The following is an 18,770-nucleotide window of genomic DNA, read 5'->3' on the forward strand; positions in this document are numbered from 1 at the left end:
ACATGGAACAGGCCGACCTTTATCAGAAAGAAGGCATCGCCATGGGCAGCGTTAAGCCATTAACCGTGAATGCTGACCCTGAACACTGGTTTGAACTGCAGGAACGTCAGGAGATGCCGCTGGATGCGCTGGATGTCATCCTGATGCGCAAGGACCCTCCCTTTGATATGGAGTTTATTTACAGCACTTACCTGCTGGAACAGGCTCAGGCGGCCGGAACACTGATTGTTAATAACCCCCGCAGTATCCGCGACTGTAACGAAAAGATGTTTGCCACGCTGTTTCCACAATGCACGCCCCCGGTGATGGTTTCCCGCAGCCCAAGGCTGCTGAAAGAGTTCGCGGCAGAACATGGCGACGTGGTACTGAAACCACTGGATGGCATGGGCGGCAGCTCTATTTTTCGCGCGAAGCCAAATGATCCGAACTTAAGCGTAATCATTGAAACCCTGACGGAAATGGGTCAGCGCCAGGCCATGATTCAAAAGTTTATTCCGGATATTACATCCGGTGACAAGCGCATCCTGATGATTGATGGGGAACCCGTTCCCTACTGCCTGGCGCGCATTCCGGCTGCCGGGGAACTCAGGGGCAACCTGGCAGCGGGCGGCACCGGTGAAGGACGCCCCCTGAGTGAACGGGATCTGTGGGTTGCCCGCCAGGTAGGACCGGAACTTCGCAAGAAAGGCCTGATCTTTGTCGGACTGGATGTTATTGGTGACTACCTGACAGAAATCAACGTTACCTCACCGACCTGCATCCGGGAACTGGACAACCAGTTTGCCCTCAACATCGCCGGTCAGCTGATGGATAAGATTGAGGAAAAACTCAAGGCCAGACCCTGACCAGACGATTAATCCCCAGACTGTTTTTTTTCAACGGGATCTTGCATATAGTCTTTAATATCAGGTCTGCCCTGAAAAAAGGGTTCTTGTCGTATTAATCAGGACGCTATGACTCAGCCAGCTACCATCTCTTCAGCAACCATATCGACGGCAGACCGTCTGGGTTTTACCCTGTTTATGGCGGCGGTTCTGCACGTTCTGATCGTACTGGGGGTAACGTTCAGCTTTAAGGACAAGCCTGCACCACCGCCAACGCTGGAAGTGACCCTGGCCAGCTATCAAAGCAAAGAGAAACCAAAACAAGCCGACTACCTGGCCCAGATCAATCAACAGGGCAGTGGGACGCTGGAAGAAAAAGCATTGCCCTCCAGTGACCAGCTGGCACAGTTTCAGGAAGACACAATTAAGGAAGTCCAGCCACAATCACAAACGGCAGCTCAGCCTGAGCAAACCCTGACCCAACAGACAAGGGTAACCACACAGGCAAAGAGCACCCAGAAAGTGGCCACGGCGGATGACAGTGAAAAACCGGAACCCGTAGCGGTCGAAAAAGATAAACCACGCCGGCACATTGACCTGAAAAATGAAATTGCCAGCCTTGAAGCCCAATTCCATCAGCAGCGCCAGGAGTACGCCAGGCGCCCCCGTATCAAGCGGCTGACAGCGGCATCAACATTGCAGGAAGCCGGCGCATTTTATAAAGAGTCCTGGCGGCGAAAGGTTGAGAAAGTTGGCAACATCAACTATCCGGAAAAAGCACGTAAGGACCGGCTCTATGGCGAGCTGCGCCTGATGGTCGCGATCAACCGGGATGGTACGCTGTCAACGGTTGAGATACTGGAATCCTCTGGCTTTCGGGTACTGGATGATGCTGCGGTTCGTATTGTGAGAATGGCGTCCCCCTTTGCCCCATTCGACGACACACTCAAGAGCTATGATATCGTCGAGATCATCCGTACCTGGCGCTTTGAGCCGGGGGATCGACTATTTAGCCAGTAAGCTTTAGTGTATCGAGTGAATATAAGTATCAAGACTTGCCATAAATACGCTTTACCCTAATACTGCCGCTATGAGCAGTGTTCCTTTCCAGAATTTCAAAAGTCACTTCCTGATTGCCATGCCCGGCATGGCGGACCCTTCTTTTGCTGAAACGCTGACTATTATCTGTGAGCACAGCCCGGAAGGTGCCCTGGGTATTGTGGTCAATCGACCAAGCACTCTGCCGATGAGCGAGATATTCCGGCAGATTGGTATTGATCACCACGAGCAGTCAGGCGTGAGTCAGCACGCGGTATACTCTGGAGGCCCGGTGTCCCAGGAGATAGGTTTTGTCCTGAACTCCGGAGAGTCCTGCTGGAATGCCAGCCTGGAGATATGCCCGGGACTGCAACTGGCCACATCAACCGATGTACTGGTGGCAATGGCAGAAGGCAAAGGCCCAAAGCAGGCGCTGGTTGCCCTTGGTTATGCCGGCTGGGGAGCAGGTCAGCTGGAAAAGGAAATTTCCGAGAATGCCTGGCTGACCTGCGAGGCGCATCCATCCATTGTTTTCGATATACCTTACCACCTGAGGCTCAGTGCAGCAGCCAGCACACTGGGTGTTAATATCAACCTGATTTCTGACCAGGTTGGCCATGCATAGGCTCTTTTGACTAAAAATTGATGACCGATAAGAAATTACGTACCGTACTGGGTTTTGACTTTGGCACCCGTAACATCGGCGTTGCTGCTGGACAGACCATTACCCGAACCGCCTCGGCCCTACCATCGTTGAAAGCAAGAGATGGCATCCCGGACTGGGCTCAGGTTGAAGCGCTTATCAACGAATGGAAGCCTGATGCCATTGTCGTCGGCATTCCATTGAATATGGATGGCTCAGAGTCAGACATGTCACGACGCGCCAGAAAGTTTGGTAACCGGATTCATGGACGCTTCAACCTGCCATTTTATCCAGCGGATGAACGACTAACGTCTTTTGAAGCCAAAGAATGGGCCGACAAGCTTGGCCATAAAGGGCATTACGGATCAAACCCGGTGGATGCCATGGCCGCCCAGATTATCCTGGAAGCCTGGCTGAATGATCCCCGGAATGAGCACCTGATGGGTACCTCTTAGGAATTGTCCCGGAATAATTTGCACATTTGTTTCCTTCGTGGTTTTGTCTTTTACTTCCCGAAGCAGGGAGTAGGCGTTTAATGTCTACCTTAAGGTCAAACACTATCCAAATTGGGATAATCTTACATTTTTCACTGTCTATAAATACAGTACAATATTTTCAACTGGCAAATCATCGGAGACATAATGCTAACTTCAATTGAACTTTGTGCTGGAGGTGGTGGACAGGCTATTGGCTTGGAGATGGCAGGGTTTGAACATCTGGCCTTAGTTGAAAACGATCATCATGCTTGTGAAACCTTAAGGCTTAACCGCCATGAATGGAATGTAGTTGAGGGCTGCTTACGAGCATTTGACGCAAAACCTTTTAAGGGACAAGTGGATTTAATCGCTGGCGGTGTTCCCTGCCCACCGTTTAGTCATGCCGGGAAGCAGCTTGGTACTGATGATGAAAGAAATCTGTTTGATGAAGCGCTAAGGATAGTAGAAGAGTCAAAACCAAAAGCAGTAATGCTCGAAAATGTGAGGGGACTTCTAGACCCTAAATTTGATGAGTACCGCAGGCATATCTCCAGCCATCTTGAAAACCTTGGTTATTGGTCAGATTGGAAACTGTTAAACGCATCGGACTACGGCGTCTGCCAGCTTAGACCCAGGGTTATAATGGTTGCGTTGAGAACAGATTATAAACAGTTCTTCAAATGGCCAACCCCAAATAGCAACAACATGACTGTTGGAACTTTACTCGAAGATCTCATGGGAGCAAATGGTTGGCCTCATGTGAAAAGCTGGGTGAAAAAAGCAAATTCAATTGCCCCTACTTTGGTTGGAGGATCAAAAAAACATGGTGGCCCTGATCTTGGCCCCACCAGAGCAAAAAAAGCCTGGGCTGAGCTATCAGTAAATGGTCACAACGTAATGTATGAAGCTCCTGATGCTAATTTTGTTGGTAAAACAGGCCTTGAGAATATGCCATATCTCTCTCTGAGAATGGCCGCAAGAATCCAGGGTTTCCCTGACAGCTGGCAGTTTTTTGGTACAAAAACCCATGCATACCGTCAGATTGGCAACGCCTTCCCACCACCTGTTGCCGCAGCCGTAGGTACACAAATAAAGCTTGCACTGCTCAAGCAGACAAAACCCGAAAAAGTGATTAAACACGACCAACAACAACTAGCTATTGGTTTTTGAAGTAAAATTCCAGAGCCTTAATTACCAATTCATTTTTCATTTGCACTCGTTGCATATACCCTGCCAGTTCGAAAACTCATGCGATCCACCTCTTATCAAAGGTACTTTGTGATCCGCTTGAAGCCCCCTGACACCCGGACCAGTCTCTTTTCCACAAATAGAACATTGATAATCACAGCTATTGAAAAGCTCTTTTTTTTGCTTTTCAGAAAGATATTGCCGTGTGTTACCTTGACTGATTTTTGTTGAATTTAATCTCCAACAATGCTCTCCATCATAATGCCTGGTTTCAATATCACAACCAAGCTCATCTCTCAGCTCACGCGCTCTCCTGTCAAAATACTTTTGTCCGGTTAGTTCAAGAAGATATGAACTCTTTACCCAAGTACCCGGAAATGACTGGCCATCCCCCCACAAGCTAACAAGAATTTTTCTTTTGGCCCCACTTAGTAGCCTTCTGGCAGGCAAAGCATCAATGTACTCATCCAATGTCATTTAGCAATATCTCACCTTATATACGACATCAGACTGTATCACGGAATTTCATATTTACCATTGTGCAAAATCAGTTATGAAATATCCGGGCTAAAGATGGGCGCCTGAACATGGTCACCTAAAACGCATCACGATCCTTGGCCTTTTCACGGGCGACATCACGAGTGATCAGTCCCTTTTTCATCAGGTCCATCAGACACTGGTCCAGGGTTTGCATGCCAAGCCCGCCACCGGTCTGGATGGCCGAGTACATCTGGGCAACCTTATCTTCCCGAATCAGGTTTCGGATACCGGCGGTGCCGAGCATAATCTCATGGGCAGCTACACGGCCTCCGCCGTTTTTCTTCAACAGGGTTTGCGAGATTACCGCCTGGAGTGATTCCGAGAGCATGGAACGCACCATGGACTTTTCTTCCGCCGGGAATACATCAACGATACGGTCAATGGTCTTTGCCGCCGAGGTGGTGTGCAACGTACCGAACACCAGGTGGCCGGTTTCAGCAGCCGTCATGGCCAGGCGGATGGTTTCCAGGTCACGCATTTCACCGACCAGGATAATATCCGGATCTTCACGCAACGCAGAGCGCAGGGCACTGCTGAAGCTATGGGTATCCCGGTGCACTTCCCGCTGGTTGACCAGGCACTTTTTCGGGGTGTGGATAAATTCGATGGGGTCTTCAATGGTCAGGATATGCTGGTATTTGGTGTCATTAATGTAATCCATCATGGCGGCCAGCGTGGTACTCTTGCCAGAGCCGGTAGGGCCAGTCACCAGCACTAACCCCCTGGGTTTATCCGCAATGGTTTTAAATACCTGGCCCATGCCCAGGTCATCCATGGTCAGTACTTTACTGGGGATTGCCCTGAACACCGCCCCTGCCCCCCTGTTCTGGTTGAAAGCATTAACACGGAAACGGGCAACGCCAGGGACATCAAACGAGAAGTCCGCTTCCAGGTGTTCTTCCAGATCTTTACGCTGTTTGTCGTTCATGATGTCATAGATCAGCCCATGAACTTCCTTCTGGTCCATGGGCGGCAGATTGATCCGGCGGACATCGCCATCGATGCGAATAATCGGCGGCAGCCCTGCTGATAAATGCAGATCCGAAGCCCCCTGTTTATAGCTGAACGCCAATAGTTCAGTAATATCCATTTATTATCCCCCTTGCACCAGGAAGCAGGTAAACTAGCTGATTTATTATCCCGGTAATGTACAACCTGATGACCTTATTACAAAACCGCTTTCAACGGGTTTATAACCGAATTCATCAAGCTGAGCAGGCCTGCGATCGCAACGGGCAAGTGCAACTGCTGGCCGTCAGCAAAACCAAACCTGCCTCTATGGTGCGTGAAGCATGGCATCTGGGTCAAAGGCATTTTGGTGAAAGCTACCTTCAGGAAGCCCTGGGCAAAATGAATGAGCTCAATGACCTTGCGGACATCCACTGGCATTTCATCGGTCCCATCCAGTCCAACAAAACCCGGGATATCAGCAGCCACTTTGACTGGGTTCACAGTGTTGACCGCCTGAAAATCGCGCAACGGCTGAATGATCAACGCCCCCGGGAACTTCCCCCATTAAATATCTGCCTGCAAGTGAATATCAGCGGGGAAGGGACAAAATCCGGAATCAGCCTGAGTGAGCTGCCATCACTGGTGCAATCCATTGCCCGTCTACCCAACCTGAACCTGCGTGGGCTTATGGCTATTCCAGCCCCTGAAATGGATCCTGACCGACAGCGCGAGCCTTTCCGGGCAATGACCAATGCGTTGCATACCCTGAATGCTGAGTTCTCGCTGACCATGGATACCTTGTCGATGGGCATGACGGATGATCTTGAGTCCGCTATTCAGGAGGGTTCAACCATGGTTCGTGTAGGGACTGCGCTGTTTGGCTCCAGACTCGCTCATCAACAGGAGCCTCAAACGGATAACAACCCATGACTGAGTCAACCTTTGCTTTTATCGGTGCTGGTAATATGGCCAGCGCTATTATCGGTGGCCTGATCAGTAATGGCTGGCCAACCTATCAGCTGATTGCTACTGCAAAAACGGCAGCAACGCTGTCCGATATCCGCGAAAAATTTAATATTGAAACCACCGTGGACAACCACCAGGCCGTCAGCAAGGCTGACGTCATTATGCTTTGTGTGAAGCCACAGGTGATGAAAGCGGTTCTGACGGACTTAACTCCGTCCATAAAACCGGATGCACTGATCATCTCCGTCGCTGCCGGCATAACCATGGAAAGCTTGCAGAACTGGGGAGGAGAACACCGCGCAATCGTTCGCAGTATGCCGAACACACCTTCTGCGCTGCAATGTGGTGCCAGCGGTCTGTTCGCCAACAACAATGTCAGTACTGCCCAGAAAGTGCTGACTGATGATATTTTTAAGGCCATTGGTATTGCCAGGTGGGTTGACCGGGAGTCGTTAATTGATGCGGTCATTGCTGTTTCCGGCAGTGGCCCGGCCTACTATTTCCTGCTGATGGAGATTATGGAACAGGTCGGTACCCGTCTTGGCCTTGATGCAGAAACATCAAGACAGCTGACCCTGCAAACGGCCCTTGGGGCGGCCAGAATGGCGACGGAAAGTGATGTTGATGCCGCCGAACTTCGTCGTCGCATTACCTCTCCCAACGGAACCACGGAACAGGCCATAAAGACGTTTCAGGAACAGGGGTTGCCTGAGCTGGTAGAGAAGGCAATGAATGCTGCCGTCAACCGGTCGATAGAGCTGGCAGAAGCCCTGAAGGACTGATTTTCAGCCTGTTGACGTACGGTGATAAGCCTTTATTGTATTAACATTTATTGATTGAAAAACAGGGTAACCAATACACTCTATGTCTGCACTTTCTTCGAGTCTCAGCTTCCTGATCCAAACTCTGGGTGGTTTGTATATCATGGCTGTGTTGATTCGCTTCCTGCTTCAGCTGGTTCGAGCCGACTTTTATAACCCTATTTCCCAGGCCATCGTGAAGGCAACATCGCCACTACTCAACCCTGTCCGCAAGATCATTCCCGGTTATGGCGGTGTGGATATGGCCTCTCTGGTGCTGGCACTGATACTTCAGATCGTCCTGCTCTATGTATTGCTATTGATGGGAGGGTACTCGCTGGCGACCATTCCTTTCCCCAGCGTCCTGATCAGTAGCCTGATTAAACTGTGCATCGAGTTTCTGAATATTTATATGTTCAGCCTGATTATTATCGCCATTGCCAGCTGGGTAGCACCGAACAGCTATAACCCGGGACTGATGCTACTGTTCCAGATTACCGAGCCGCTCACCAGTCGTATACGCAAAGTGATTCCCCCCCTTGGCGGGCTGGATTTTTCCCTGATGATCATGGTGATCATTATTATCACGCTGAAAAATTTCCTTGGAGCGCTTGCTTAAGCGAACTTTACTGCTTCGATGATACTCTCTGGCAAGGCAAGGAGAGTAGAGAAGCAGTCTGTTTTTTCCGGCGTCAGGATAATCGCCCTTTATTATCAGGTTTAACCGGACGTCCATAATTAGACCGTATCAATGATCACATTGAATTCCATCAGCCTGTTAAGGTCTGGCAAGCTCCTTCTGGAGAATGCATCAACAATCATCCATTCCGGTCAGCACGTTGGCCTTGTGGGTGCCAATGGGTGTGGCAAATCAAGCCTGCTTGCGTTGCTTACCGGAGATTTGCAACCGGATAAAGGTGAGCTCGCGTTTGATAAGGGGCGTGGACTGGCCCATATGGCCCAGGAAATTGATGTCCTGGACCGCAATGCGGTGGACTATGTATTGGATGGTGATGTTGAGCTGCGCCGGATAGAGCAGGCAATTACTGAAGCAGAAACCGCAGGAAAGCACGAAAAACTGGCCGATCTCCATGAGCAGCTGCTGAGCGCTGATGGCTACACCGCCCGTTCCCGGGCAGAACAGCTGTTGCATGGACTGGGCTTCAATCACGAGGTACTGAAAAAAAGTGTCCGCGACTTTTCCGGTGGCTGGCGGATGCGCCTGAATCTGGCAAAAACGCTGATGTGCCCGTCCGACATCATGCTACTTGATGAACCCACCAACCATTTGGATCTTGATGCCATTGTCTGGCTGGAAAACTTTCTCAGGCGATACCCGGGAACGTTGCTGGTTATTTCCCATGACCGGGATTTTCTCGATGCCATTACCGATCATACGCTCCACATAGAACATCAGACACTGTTCCAGTACCGTGGCAACTATTCGGCTTTTGAGCACCTTCGCGCACAGCGATTGCAACAGCAGCAGGCTGCCTTTGAGAAGCAGCAGAAGCTGCGGGCTCATATGGAAAAATTTGTTGAGCGTTTCCGGGCCAAGGCGACCAAGGCCAAGCAGGCACAAAGTCGTCTGAAGGCGCTGGCAAGGCTTGAGGAAATTTCAGCGGCCCATGTGGATTCACCATTCTCTTTTACCTTTCCGGAAGCCGATAAGATGTCAGCACCGTTACTGGTGCTGGATTCGGCAGAACTCGGTTACGGTGATAAGCCGTTATTAAAACTGGGCATCAACATTCAACCTGGCAGTCGGATCGGGCTGCTTGGCGCCAATGGTGCGGGTAAATCAACCCTGATCAGAACGCTCGCCAGGGAATTGCCACTGATTTCGGGCAAAGTTCATCAGGGAGAGCACTTAAGGATTGGCTATTTCGCCCAGCACCAGCTGGAGAGCCTGGATTTCAATGCCAGCCCTTTGCTGCATCTGCAAAGGCTTTCGCCAGAGGCCAGAGAGCAGGATTTGAGAAACTTTCTGGGCGGGTTTGGTTTTCATGGGGATAAGGCCCTTGAGTCGATTCAAGGGTTTTCCGGTGGTGAGAAAGCCAGACTGGCCCTGGCGATCATCGGTTGGCAAAAACCAAACCTGCTGTTGCTTGATGAGCCAACCAACCATCTTGATCTGGATATGCGTCTGGCCCTGACCATGGCCTTACAGTCATTCGAAGGGGCAGTGATTCTGGTTTCCCATGATCGCAACCTGATCCGCAGCACGACAGATGAACTCTATCTGGTTCATGATGGCCGAATGGAAGCATATTCAGGTGATCTTGATGACTACAGCCAATGGCTGGTTCAGCTGCGCTCCAGGGAACGCAATGAATCCCGTAGCAGCAGTGAGAACGCAGGAGACATCACCAGTTCTTCACAACAGAAAAAAGACATACGACGACAGGAGGCTGAACGGCGTAAAGCCCTGAGGCCTTTGAGGCAAAAAGCGGAGCAACTGGAAAGTCAGCTGGAAGACCTGCAATCCTCATTGGCGCAAGTTGAAGAACAGCTCTCAGACCCTTTGATCTACGAAGAAACGGCTAAAGAGAAACTGAAAGAACTGCTGACGCGGCAAACGGGACTTAAGCAGCAGACTTCAGAAGTAGAAGAGGCATGGATGGAAGCTCTGGAAGCCATCGAAAACGCCGAGACTGCCTTATAAAACGGCTGATAAATCGTGGGGCATGGATGCCCCATAATTTATGCGACAGCTTCGTGCTCGCTGGTTTCTTCCTCATTGACAATATCCAGTTTACCCAACAGGGCAGTCACACGCTCACCCCATGCGGAGAGTTCCTGCTTAAGCTGGATATTCTCTTCTTCAAGTCGGGTATTAGCAGACCTGAGGTCTTCTACTTCCATTCTTGACAGTTCCAGTTTGTCAATCAGGTTCTGGAGTCTTGATTCAAGTTGGCCTAGGGATTCAATAGACATAACGACATTTGCACCGAGAGGTCTGTGAAAAGTATTCAATAGTTTGCACTATTGCGGAAAGTTACGATAGCACGTTTTTATCGGTTTTGATCGCGGTTTTGATCGCGAGAGTTTGCTGCCATTAAGAATACTTCAGTAAAGCCTGACTATACTAGGTTTAATTCAAGATTATCGTTGAATTTATCGGTATCAGTACGATGCATTTTAAAGCAGAGCAATCTGTTGCCTTGTGGGCTCATTCCGAATGAAGCGTCATTGCAGGATAGTCCTTCATAGGAAGACAAGTACCCAGAAGCCTGTTGCTTCGGGAGTTCCAAATGAGCAAGACTTCTCAGCCCTGTGCCAGAATTATTTCAGCCTTGAATGTTGAAGATGAGGCGATTCGGGCATTCTATATTTCCCTGGTCAACAATCAAAGTGTTGATCAATACATTAATGAACGACACCTTCACTTTTGCTCACGACAGGTTGAGGGCTACTTTTTGAGCCATGTCCTGGCGTTGACGGAACTGGCTTTGGAGTTACCTGTCGTCAGAACCTAATCACCCGCGGTTAGCCAGGCAATCGTCAGATAATCAACCCCGGATAAGCTGACAAAAAAAAATGAAGGCGATAAACTGCCGACAGTTTCTGTAGCTCTCTTTGTTTCTGTGAGAGCGTTCTTTACTGATTAATAACAAGCCTTAAGAGCCATAGTGAACGACTTTCGGTAAGGTCAAGATGACTTTACTGCGGATCGGGAATGTGTAGAAAGGCACCTTCAGGGCGCTGTGCTATGACCAACAAAAAAGAAATAGGAAGTTTATGCCTGAATTGATGCCTGCCGATTCGGTTGGGCTCGTGGAGCCCAAAGTCATACCGTTTGATCAGTCACTGTCGTTGAACTGTGGCGAGCGGCTGGAAGGGTTTCAGCTGATGGTTGAAACCTATGGTGAACTGAACCACTCCCGCTCCAATGCTGTACTGATCTGCCACGCCCTCAGTGGGCACCATCATGCCGCAGGCTATCACAGTATGGCCGATCGTAAGCCCGGCTGGTGGGATAACTTTATTGGCCCGGGGAAACCGATCGATACCCGCCGGTTCTTTGTTGTCGCTCTCAATAACCTGGGGGGATGCCACGGCAGTACTGGCCCGACCAGTATCAATCCTGAAACAGGCAAACCTTATGGCCCGGACTTTCCAATGGTCACTGTCGCAGACTGGGTTAACAGCCAGGTCATGCTGGCGGACCATCTGGGCATTGCGCAATGGGCGGCGGTGATCGGCGGAAGCCTGGGCGGGATGCAGGCACTGCAATGGAGCATTGCCTACCCCGAAAGACTTCGCCATGCCGTCATCATTGCTTCAGCGGCCAGACTGTCTGCCCAGAATATTGCCTTTAATGAAGTAGCCCGGCAGGCCATCCTGTCCGATGATCAGTTTTCCGGTGGCCGTTACCTGGAAGAGAATAACATACCCCGCAAGGGTTTGGGGCTTGCCCGCATGGTGGGCCATATCACTTATCTGTCTGACGATGCCATGGGGGCGAAATTCGGTCGTGAGCTGAAAAATGCAGGTTTCAGTTACGATTATAATGTTGAATTCCAGATAGAAAGTTACCTCCGTTATCAGGGCGAGAGCTTTTCCGGAAGTTTTGATGCCAACACCTATCTGTTAATGACCCGGGCACTGGATTACTTTGATCCGGCCAGTGATTATGAAAACAGCCTGCCGGATGCACTCAGCCGGGCAACCGCCAGTTTCTTTCTCGCTTCATTCTCAACTGACTGGCGTTTCTCACCAGAACGCTCAAGGGAGATTGTTGATGCACTGACCGGGGTGGATAAGGATGTTACTTACCTTGAAGTGGCGGCTCCCCAGGGGCACGATGCTTTTCTGATCAATATTCCCCGCTACGTGCGTGGTTTGTCGGCCTATTTGAACCGGGTGGCGCAGGAGTGCTTATGAGTCGGGGGGATGTTGGGATTATCAGGAACTGGGTTGCCCCGGGCAGCCGGATTCTTGACCTGGCCTGTGGTGATGGACAGCTGTTGCATGAGCTGCAGCGGGACAAGCAGGTGAGAGGCTATGGCCTGGAAATTAATGCCCCGGATATTGAAGCCTGCATTGAGCGTGGGGTAAACGTCATTGAACAGAATCTGGATCGCGGTTTGGGGAACTTCAGGGATGGCAGTTTTGATACCGTAATTATGACCCAGGCGCTTCAGGTGATGCACTTTCCACACCTGGTGCTGGAGGAGATGCTCAGGGTTGGGCGGGAATGTATTGTCACCTTCCCTAACTTCGGACACTGGCGTTGCCGCCTTTATCTTACAGCCTATGGCCGCATGCCGGTCTCGAAGTTTATGCCTTATACCTGGTATGACACACCCAATATTCACTTTTGTACCTTCAGGGACTTTGAAGCGCTGTGCCAGGCAAAAAACTACCGGGTATTGAACCGAATGGTTGTGGATCAATCGTATAAAAGCGGGTTGGCGAGCCGTGCCTGGCCAAATCTGATGGGTGAAGTGGCTATTTATCACTTAACAACCGGAGATACTGCATAATGGCGATCCTGCACTATTTAACGTCAATGGCTCAGCTTTTGATGGCATGTCGGCGCTTGATGGCATGTCGGCGCTTGATGCCATGCCCGGCCTTGCTGATGCTGGGAGTTATTGGGATGGTTAATCCTGTGATGGCTGAAAGTCAGATTCCAGAAGCCCGGGTGATGAACCAGGACCCCATTCAGATGGGCAACTATCAGGTTTATTTCAGTGCTTTCAATAGTACATTTATACCCCCTGGTATTGCAGGGCAATATAATCTCCGTCGGGGTGACCGGTACGGTATCGTCAATATTGCCATTCGTGATGTGTCATCCGATGAGCTGGGCACCGCAGTCACCGGAAGGATCAGTGGCCATACGATGAACCTGCTGACCCAGAAAAACAGCCTGAAATTTTCTGAGGTCAAGGAAGGCAGCGCAATTTACTATCTGGCCGACTTTAAGTTTTCCGATGAAGAGCTGCTAAAATTTGCCATAGATGTTAAGCCTCAGGGCAGCTCCCGAAGTGAGACACTTCGCTTTGAGCAGATCTTTTACCATTAAAATGTCGTTTGTCAGTTCTGGTTGTGTTGCTGGTTCTGTGCAGCGACATTTTAACCAGGGGTCATATGTTGAATTGTGAGAAACAGTATGAATGAGGGGATTCGCAAGGTTGTGCTTGCCAGTGGTAATCAGGGCAAGCTGGCGGAGTTTCGGACGATGTTCGAGCCTCTGGGGATTCTGATGCGGTCCCAGAGTGAGTTTGGCATTGGCACCACCCTTCCGGAAGCGGAAGAGACGGGCCTGACCTTTATTGAAAATGCCATTATCAAGGCCCGTTATGCGGCGGGGGTATCAGGCCTTCCGGTCATTGCCGATGACTCGGGCCTTGAGGTTGACTACCTCAACGGAGCACCGGGCGTCTATTCTGCCCGCTATGCCGGGCCGGATGCTTCCGCTGCTGATAATAACCAGAAGCTGCTGCATCGGTTACAGGGGCTTAAGTCTGCCGAGCGAACCGCACGGTTTCACTGTGTGCTGGTTTACCTCCGCCATGAACATGACCCTACCCCGGTCATTGCCCATGGTCAGTGGGAAGGCTATATCATCGAGGAGGCCCTTGGCGACCACGGTTTTGGCTATGACCCACTGTTTCTGGTGCCTGCGGAGCATCGTACGGCAGCGGAACTGCCCTCGGAGCTAAAGAATCAGCTGAGCCATCGAGCCCAGGCATTGCAGCAGTTGGTTGCCCGCCTCAAGGAGATAAAACACTGAAGCCAGGTTGCCTGCTTCAGTGCTGTTAACATGCTTAAGCTTCCTCCTCTCAGCCTCTATGTTCATGTGCCATGGTGCGTGAAGAAGTGTCCTTACTGTGATTTCAACTCCCACAGGATCACTGGCGATATACCTGAAGAGTCCTACATCAACGCCTTGCTGCATGATGTTGACAACGAACTGGCCGGCATCCAGGGGCGCCCAATCCATTCAATTTTTATTGGTGGCGGCACACCCAGCCTGCTGACGGCAGACGCTTATCAAAAGCTGTTTAAAGGCCTTCAGGCGCGGGTAAGGTTCTCAGATGATATTGAGATCACCATGGAAGCCAACCCGGGCACCTACGAGCACGATCGCTTTCAGGCTTATCTGGATGCCGGGGTAAACCGGCTTTCATTAGGGGTTCAGAGCTTTCAGGATGAGAAGCTCGCCGCCCTGGGACGTATTCATTGTGCCGATGAAGCCCGACAGGCCATTGCCTCCATCACCAGCCATGGTTTCAGCAATATCAATATCGATTTGATGCATGGTTTACCGGGGCAATCGCCTGAGGATGCACTGTACGACCTGAAACAGGCCATTGGCCTTAAGCCGGCACATATCTCCTGGTATCAGCTGACCATTGAGCCAAATACAGTTTTCTACTCCAAAACACCGCCATTACCGCCGGATGATACCCTCTGGGATATTCAGGAAGCAGGGCAGGCCTTACTGGCATCGGCGGGATTCCAGCAGTATGAAATTTCTGCCTTCAGCCAGCCCGGGCGACGCTCAAAACATAACCTGAACTACTGGCAGTTTGGTGATTATCTCGGTATTGGCGCTGGTGCCCATGGCAAGTTGACCAATGCATCTACCGGACAGATTTATCGTAACTGGAAAACCCGGATGCCTGCTGATTATCTGGCCGCTGACAATTATATTGCCCACGCCTTTGAGGCAGGGCGACGAGTGCTTGAAGCCGATGAACTGCCCATTGAGTTTATGATGAATGTACTGCGACTGCATGACGGCGTCGATGTACAGCTCTATGGTGAGCGGACAGGCCAGGCATTGAGCGATATCCTCGAGAAGCTGCAACTTGCCCGGCAAAAAGCGTTGCTGGAACCTTTTGCATCTGCGAACAGGATCAAGCCCACACCGACAGGCAGGCTTTTTCTGAATGATTTGCTGGAATTGTTTGCATAAGTGATTCGCCGCATATTCAGACAGGTTCAGGTCAGGTGGGTTCTGCGGGGCGCGTCTTTTGAAAACGTAGTAATACAATACCTGCCTCTAATTTGACAATCTTGCCACGATCAACCTTTATCGCTTTTGCTGCTTCCATAAAATCACGGACACACTGCTTTACTTTCTTTCTGAATTCCGGGATATCAGCCGTGGTCAGGCTGGCCAAATTGTCTGCCCGGTATTGACGGGCCAGTGTATCCAGATTTTCCTGGCTATTGCGTAAGGCCTGGCCAGCACTCCATGTTGATGCCACTCCCCAGGAGAGTTCCTTGTGAACATCCGCTAAAGCCGCTCGGAGACGTTCAAGACCTTCACCGACATTGATTATCGCGCACTTAATACACTTATCCACTATTGTTTCCAGCGTTGATACAACATTTTCAGGCGTATGCCGCACATGGTAGGTTGATTGAAAAGTTCTGCGTTGAGAGTTCAGTTTACTTTCAGCGAGGTGCCTGTCACTACCGGACGTAGAAGGTTGATCCAACGTTAGCCTGGAGAGCCTTTCCACAAAAAGCCCGGATTCCTTTTTCAATGGCCTGGCAACCAATGGCTGGGCAGCGCCTGAAAAAAATTCTTTACCACTGGCTTCCCGTTTTGCCTGCCAGTCAGCTCTTCTCTGGTTCACTCGTTGCTCCATCTCCTGCTCCATTTTCACAAAACTATCAGCCTCCGAAGGCCCGGATCGGGTTGGTAGCTCGCCACCACTTACCGTTGTTTCCCGAATCGTTGTTTCCCGGAAAACAGTTCTTGGGCTACCGGGGTCTGTCTGGCCTGATGCGAAGGATGACGTACGACCATTTACTGTTGTTTCCCGAATTGTTGTTTCCCGGAAAACGGTTCTTGAACAACCGGGACTTGCCTGGCCTGATGGGGACAATGACGTACGACCATGGGTGTTGGATTCTGTTCTGCCTGATGAGGAATGACTTTTGAAATGGCCAGGGTAAATGGCCGATTTTTCAGTCGTTATGTTATGCGACTTTAAATCTTTCGGATATGGTGTCGTTGAATCATGGTGCCGGGTAGCTGTTGGCAGCTGTTTATCTACTTTAACTTTCCTGCACTTTTGAGGCTGAGCTGGACGAGGCTGATCTGGACGAAGCTGCCCTGAAGCTTCCCGGGCCGCAAGATTCCGGACGGGTCGAAACGGGTTTGGACGCAATGGATCAGCCATATTAAATACCCATTAAGTTAATTTAACGGGTATATAGATGTTTATTCTATCGGATAGTTTTAGATCGAGTGGAACCTTCGGCTCAACCTGAAATTGAGAACCGCTATAACCCTATCCATATCAGGGTGATATCTTACCATTGGCGTTTATCGCCTGGCTTCATATGATCAATCTGAGATATGCAATATGGGCAGGTTCCACAGGGCCATTTACCGGGTGCGCTTGAATAACAAGTCCCAAACCCCGTGCCCTAAGCGATGACCACGCTTTTCAAACTTGGTGAGCGGACGGAAATCCGGTCTTGGTGAATAACCGTTATCTGAGGCCATATTCTCGAAACCTTCTGCCGAGGTCATCACTTCCAGCATCTGTTCGGCATAATTTTCCCAGTCAGTGGCCAGGTGAATAATGCCACCTATTTCCAGCTTGGGGCGGATGGATTCAATAAAAGCGGGTTGGATCAGGCGGCGTTTATGGTGACGCTTCTTGTGCCATGGGTCCGGGAAGTAAATCTGTACCCGTGACAGGCTACCATCGGGTACGCACTGCTTCAGCACTTGAACCGCATCGTCGCAATAGGTTCTCAGGTTGTGGATACCCGCCAGACGGGCTTCATTAAGCAGGCTGCCGACACCCGGGCGATGTACTTCAATACCAATAAACTGCTTATCGCTCTCCTGTGCAGCCATGGTGACCAGGGAGTGTCCCATGCCATAGCCAATTTCCAGAACCCGTGGTGCTTCATCCGTGAAAGCATTAAGGAAGCCTTCAGACCCCTGTTCCAGAGTCAGTCCCCAATCCTGCCAGCACTCATCCCAGCCTCTTTGCTGGCCCGTAGTCATACGACCGGCACGAAGCACAAAACTTTTGATTTGACGCTGGTGCAGCGTTTCCTGTTGTGGGCCTTCAGTCTCATCGACCGGTTTCACAGTATCGTTCATGGACATCTGAGTTGGTAGAAAATGATCGGCGTAAGATACTGCTCAGAGCGTAAAATGCAAATTTCAGGTACGGGAATAATCTCTGGCGGCAAAAACGGCCAATAGCAACCAGCCAAGAATGAATGAAACGCCACCAAGTGGGGTAATCATCCCCAGCCAGCGGATACCGCTTAAACTCAAAAGGTAAAGGCTTCCGGAAAACAGGACAATGCCCACAGTAAAGAGACCAGCGCTCCACTTCAGCTTTTTTGAGCCGGGATAATTTATTCCCAGCAAGGCAACGAACACCAGTGCCAGGCTGTGGTAGAACTGATAGTCTGCGGCGGTCTGGAACGTATCCATCGCTTGCCCAGAGAGAACGCCCTCCAGCGCATGTGCGCCAAAAGCGCTCAGTGCCACTGCTGTCATACCACTGACGGCACCAGCCAACAGGGCATTCATGATTTAAACACCCCCGGCAGATCAGTTGCACGGTCAGCCGCTAACAACAGGCCTTCCTGGAAATAGCGTGAGCTGGTTTCAAACTCATCAAGGTGCCCCAGCAGGTGACCCAGTTCGTTATACACATCAACACTTTTGCGCAGCCTGAGGCTGGCTTCAAGATATTCCCGGGCCTTACCCCAGAGTTCATTGCGCAGTGCCAGGCGACCCAGCGCCAGCAGTAGCTCAGGGTCATTGGTGCGCTGGCTGAGTAGTGATTCCGCAAACAGCAGCTGTTTTTTCAGGTCTCTGCCAAGCGTCTTGCCATAAAGGCGGATCAATTGCTCGCTGTAACAGTGATTGAGGTTTTCCCGCAGCAGCAGCTCGGTTTTTTCCCCGGCACCCAACCGTACCAGACAGTCACAGTAACGATAGAGGATAGCCGGGTCCTTCCGCTGACGGTGGCTCAGGCTGGACCAGATATCATCAGCCGGCTTGGTTTTCTCCTCCGCAGAAAAGCGGTTTCGGCCATAGTTATAAGCCTGTTCGAAGAGGGCCTTGAATGCCTGTTGTTCCAGTTGCTGGTATTCGTCCTCCTTGATCACTTTTTGCTTACGCAGCCTGGGCAGCAGTTTTTCCAGCGATTGCCAGTCATTCAGACGGATATATACCTGCTTGAGCATTTTCAGAATATAGCCGTGACGTGGATACTTCTTGTGCAGATGCGTCAATGTGGCCAGCGCCTGTTCCAGGTGGTTACTGGCCAGCTGGAGTTGTGCCTGCGTGATACCAATCGCCATTTCTGCACCCGGCGCTTTGCTGTCAGCCCGT

General features: G+C 50.7%; 22 protein-coding genes. 15 read left to right on the plus strand and 7 right to left on the minus strand.

All coding sequences use genetic code 11. The annotated features are described in order from the left end of the window. The 5 genes from gshB to KDK13_RS17495 all read left to right on the plus strand — a co-directional run. Nucleotides 1–845 (plus strand): glutathione synthase (gshB, locus tag KDK13_RS17475; RefSeq protein ID WP_257286276.1); only part of this gene is annotated, 845 nt, incomplete at its 5' end. Between the two features lie 108 nt (nucleotides 846–953). Further along, entirely contained in the window at nucleotides 954–1,844 is an 891-nt protein-coding gene (locus KDK13_RS17480; RefSeq protein ID WP_257286277.1) for an energy transducer TonB, read from the plus strand. Nucleotides 1,845–1,914: 70 nt separating this feature from the next. Next, nucleotides 1,915–2,487: a YqgE/AlgH family protein gene (locus KDK13_RS17485; protein ID WP_257286278.1), complete on the plus strand. Its 573-nt coding sequence runs from the start codon at nucleotides 1,915–1,917 to the stop codon at nucleotides 2,485–2,487. 20 nt (nucleotides 2,488–2,507) lie between these two features. Then, a complete protein-coding gene (gene ruvX / locus KDK13_RS17490) occupies nucleotides 2,508–2,960 on the plus strand; it encodes a Holliday junction resolvase RuvX (RefSeq protein WP_257286279.1) in 453 nt (150 codons plus the stop codon). Nucleotides 2,961–3,146: 186 nt separating this feature from the next. Continuing rightward, complete coding sequence (locus tag KDK13_RS17495) at nucleotides 3,147–4,151, plus strand: DNA cytosine methyltransferase (RefSeq protein ID WP_257286280.1); 1,005 nt, start codon at nucleotides 3,147–3,149, stop codon at nucleotides 4,149–4,151. A 36-nt stretch (nucleotides 4,152–4,187) separates the two neighbouring features. Here KDK13_RS17495 and KDK13_RS17500 read toward each other — a convergent pair whose 3' ends face one another. Continuing rightward, nucleotides 4,188–4,646, minus strand: coding sequence for an HNH endonuclease (locus tag KDK13_RS17500; RefSeq protein WP_257286281.1), 459 nt, complete (start codon nucleotides 4,644–4,646; stop codon nucleotides 4,188–4,190). A 118-nt stretch (nucleotides 4,647–4,764) separates the two neighbouring features. Next, nucleotides 4,765–5,799, minus strand: coding sequence for a type IV pilus twitching motility protein PilT (locus KDK13_RS17505; RefSeq protein WP_257286282.1), 1,035 nt, complete (start codon nucleotides 5,797–5,799; stop codon nucleotides 4,765–4,767). A 68-nt stretch (nucleotides 5,800–5,867) separates the two neighbouring features. Here KDK13_RS17505 and KDK13_RS17510 point away from each other — a divergent pair, with 68 nt between their 5' ends. The 4 genes from KDK13_RS17510 (at nucleotide 5,868) to KDK13_RS17525 (ending at nucleotide 10,091) form a co-directional block, all read left to right on the plus strand. Continuing rightward, entirely contained in the window at nucleotides 5,868–6,590 is a 723-nt protein-coding gene (locus KDK13_RS17510) for a YggS family pyridoxal phosphate-dependent enzyme (RefSeq protein ID WP_257286283.1), read from the plus strand. Beyond that, nucleotides 6,587–7,408, plus strand: a complete 822-nt coding sequence (gene proC, locus KDK13_RS17515; protein WP_257286284.1) for a pyrroline-5-carboxylate reductase — start codon at nucleotides 6,587–6,589, stop codon at nucleotides 7,406–7,408. The genes KDK13_RS17510 and proC overlap by 4 nt, the downstream gene beginning before the upstream one ends. 82 nt (nucleotides 7,409–7,490) lie before the next feature. Further along, on the plus strand, nucleotides 7,491–8,045 hold the full coding sequence (locus KDK13_RS17520) for a YggT family protein (RefSeq protein ID WP_257286285.1): 555 nt from the start codon (nucleotides 7,491–7,493) through the stop codon (nucleotides 8,043–8,045). 132 nt (nucleotides 8,046–8,177) lie between these two features. Further along, complete coding sequence (locus tag KDK13_RS17525; protein ID WP_257286286.1) at nucleotides 8,178–10,091, plus strand: ATP-binding cassette domain-containing protein; 1,914 nt, start codon at nucleotides 8,178–8,180, stop codon at nucleotides 10,089–10,091. 38 nt (nucleotides 10,092–10,129) lie between these two features. Here KDK13_RS17525 and KDK13_RS17530 read toward each other — a convergent pair whose 3' ends face one another. Next, a complete protein-coding gene (locus KDK13_RS17530; RefSeq protein WP_257286287.1) occupies nucleotides 10,130–10,363 on the minus strand; it encodes a cell division protein ZapB in 234 nt (77 codons plus the stop codon). A 317-nt stretch (nucleotides 10,364–10,680) separates the two neighbouring features. Here KDK13_RS17530 and KDK13_RS17535 point away from each other — a divergent pair, with 317 nt between their 5' ends. The 6 genes from KDK13_RS17535 to hemW all read left to right on the plus strand — a co-directional run bounded on the left by KDK13_RS17535 (nucleotide 10,681) and on the right by hemW (nucleotide 15,359). Beyond that, nucleotides 10,681–10,905: a hypothetical protein gene (locus KDK13_RS17535; RefSeq protein ID WP_257286289.1), complete on the plus strand. Its 225-nt coding sequence runs from the start codon at nucleotides 10,681–10,683 to the stop codon at nucleotides 10,903–10,905. A gap of 262 nt (nucleotides 10,906–11,167) precedes the next feature. Further along, complete coding sequence (locus tag KDK13_RS17540; RefSeq protein WP_257286290.1) at nucleotides 11,168–12,313, plus strand: homoserine O-acetyltransferase; 1,146 nt, start codon at nucleotides 11,168–11,170, stop codon at nucleotides 12,311–12,313. Beyond that, nucleotides 12,310–12,915 (plus strand): methionine biosynthesis protein MetW, encoded by a 606-nt coding sequence (gene metW, locus KDK13_RS17545; protein WP_257286291.1) that lies wholly within the window; start codon nucleotides 12,310–12,312, stop codon nucleotides 12,913–12,915. The genes KDK13_RS17540 and metW overlap by 4 nt, the downstream gene beginning before the upstream one ends. Next, complete coding sequence (locus tag KDK13_RS17550; protein WP_257286292.1) at nucleotides 12,915–13,460, plus strand: DUF4426 domain-containing protein; 546 nt, start codon at nucleotides 12,915–12,917, stop codon at nucleotides 13,458–13,460. Before metW ends, KDK13_RS17550 begins: the two co-directional genes overlap by 1 nt. An 87-nt stretch (nucleotides 13,461–13,547) precedes the next feature. Beyond that, nucleotides 13,548–14,171, plus strand: coding sequence for an RdgB/HAM1 family non-canonical purine NTP pyrophosphatase (gene rdgB, locus KDK13_RS17555; protein WP_257286293.1), 624 nt, complete (start codon nucleotides 13,548–13,550; stop codon nucleotides 14,169–14,171). 30 nt (nucleotides 14,172–14,201) lie between these two features. Continuing rightward, nucleotides 14,202–15,359 (plus strand): radical SAM family heme chaperone HemW, encoded by a 1,158-nt coding sequence (hemW, locus tag KDK13_RS17560; protein ID WP_257286294.1) that lies wholly within the window; start codon nucleotides 14,202–14,204, stop codon nucleotides 15,357–15,359. 31 nt (nucleotides 15,360–15,390) lie between these two features. On the opposite strand, the gene KDK13_RS17565 is transcribed toward hemW, so the two are convergent. The 4 genes from KDK13_RS17565 to KDK13_RS17580 all read right to left on the minus strand — a co-directional run. Beyond that, nucleotides 15,391–16,578, minus strand: a complete 1,188-nt coding sequence (locus tag KDK13_RS17565; protein WP_257286295.1) for a hypothetical protein — start codon at nucleotides 16,576–16,578, stop codon at nucleotides 15,391–15,393. Between the two features lie 209 nt (nucleotides 16,579–16,787). Next, nucleotides 16,788–17,519, minus strand: coding sequence for a tRNA (guanosine(46)-N7)-methyltransferase TrmB (gene trmB / locus KDK13_RS17570; protein WP_257286296.1), 732 nt, complete (start codon nucleotides 17,517–17,519; stop codon nucleotides 16,788–16,790). A gap of 63 nt (nucleotides 17,520–17,582) precedes the next feature. Next, the gene (locus tag KDK13_RS17575) at nucleotides 17,583–17,960 is read right to left on the minus strand and encodes a DUF423 domain-containing protein (RefSeq protein WP_257286297.1); all 378 of its coding nucleotides are present in this window, start codon (nucleotides 17,958–17,960) and stop codon (nucleotides 17,583–17,585) included. Continuing rightward, nucleotides 17,957–18,770 (minus strand): heme biosynthesis protein HemY (locus KDK13_RS17580; RefSeq protein WP_373692253.1); only part of this gene is annotated, 814 nt, incomplete at its 5' end. The genes KDK13_RS17580 and KDK13_RS17575, both read right to left, overlap by 4 nt.

The organism is Endozoicomonas sp. SESOKO1 (assembly GCF_024606265.1).
Lineage (GTDB): Bacteria > Pseudomonadota > Gammaproteobacteria > Pseudomonadales > Endozoicomonadaceae > Endozoicomonas.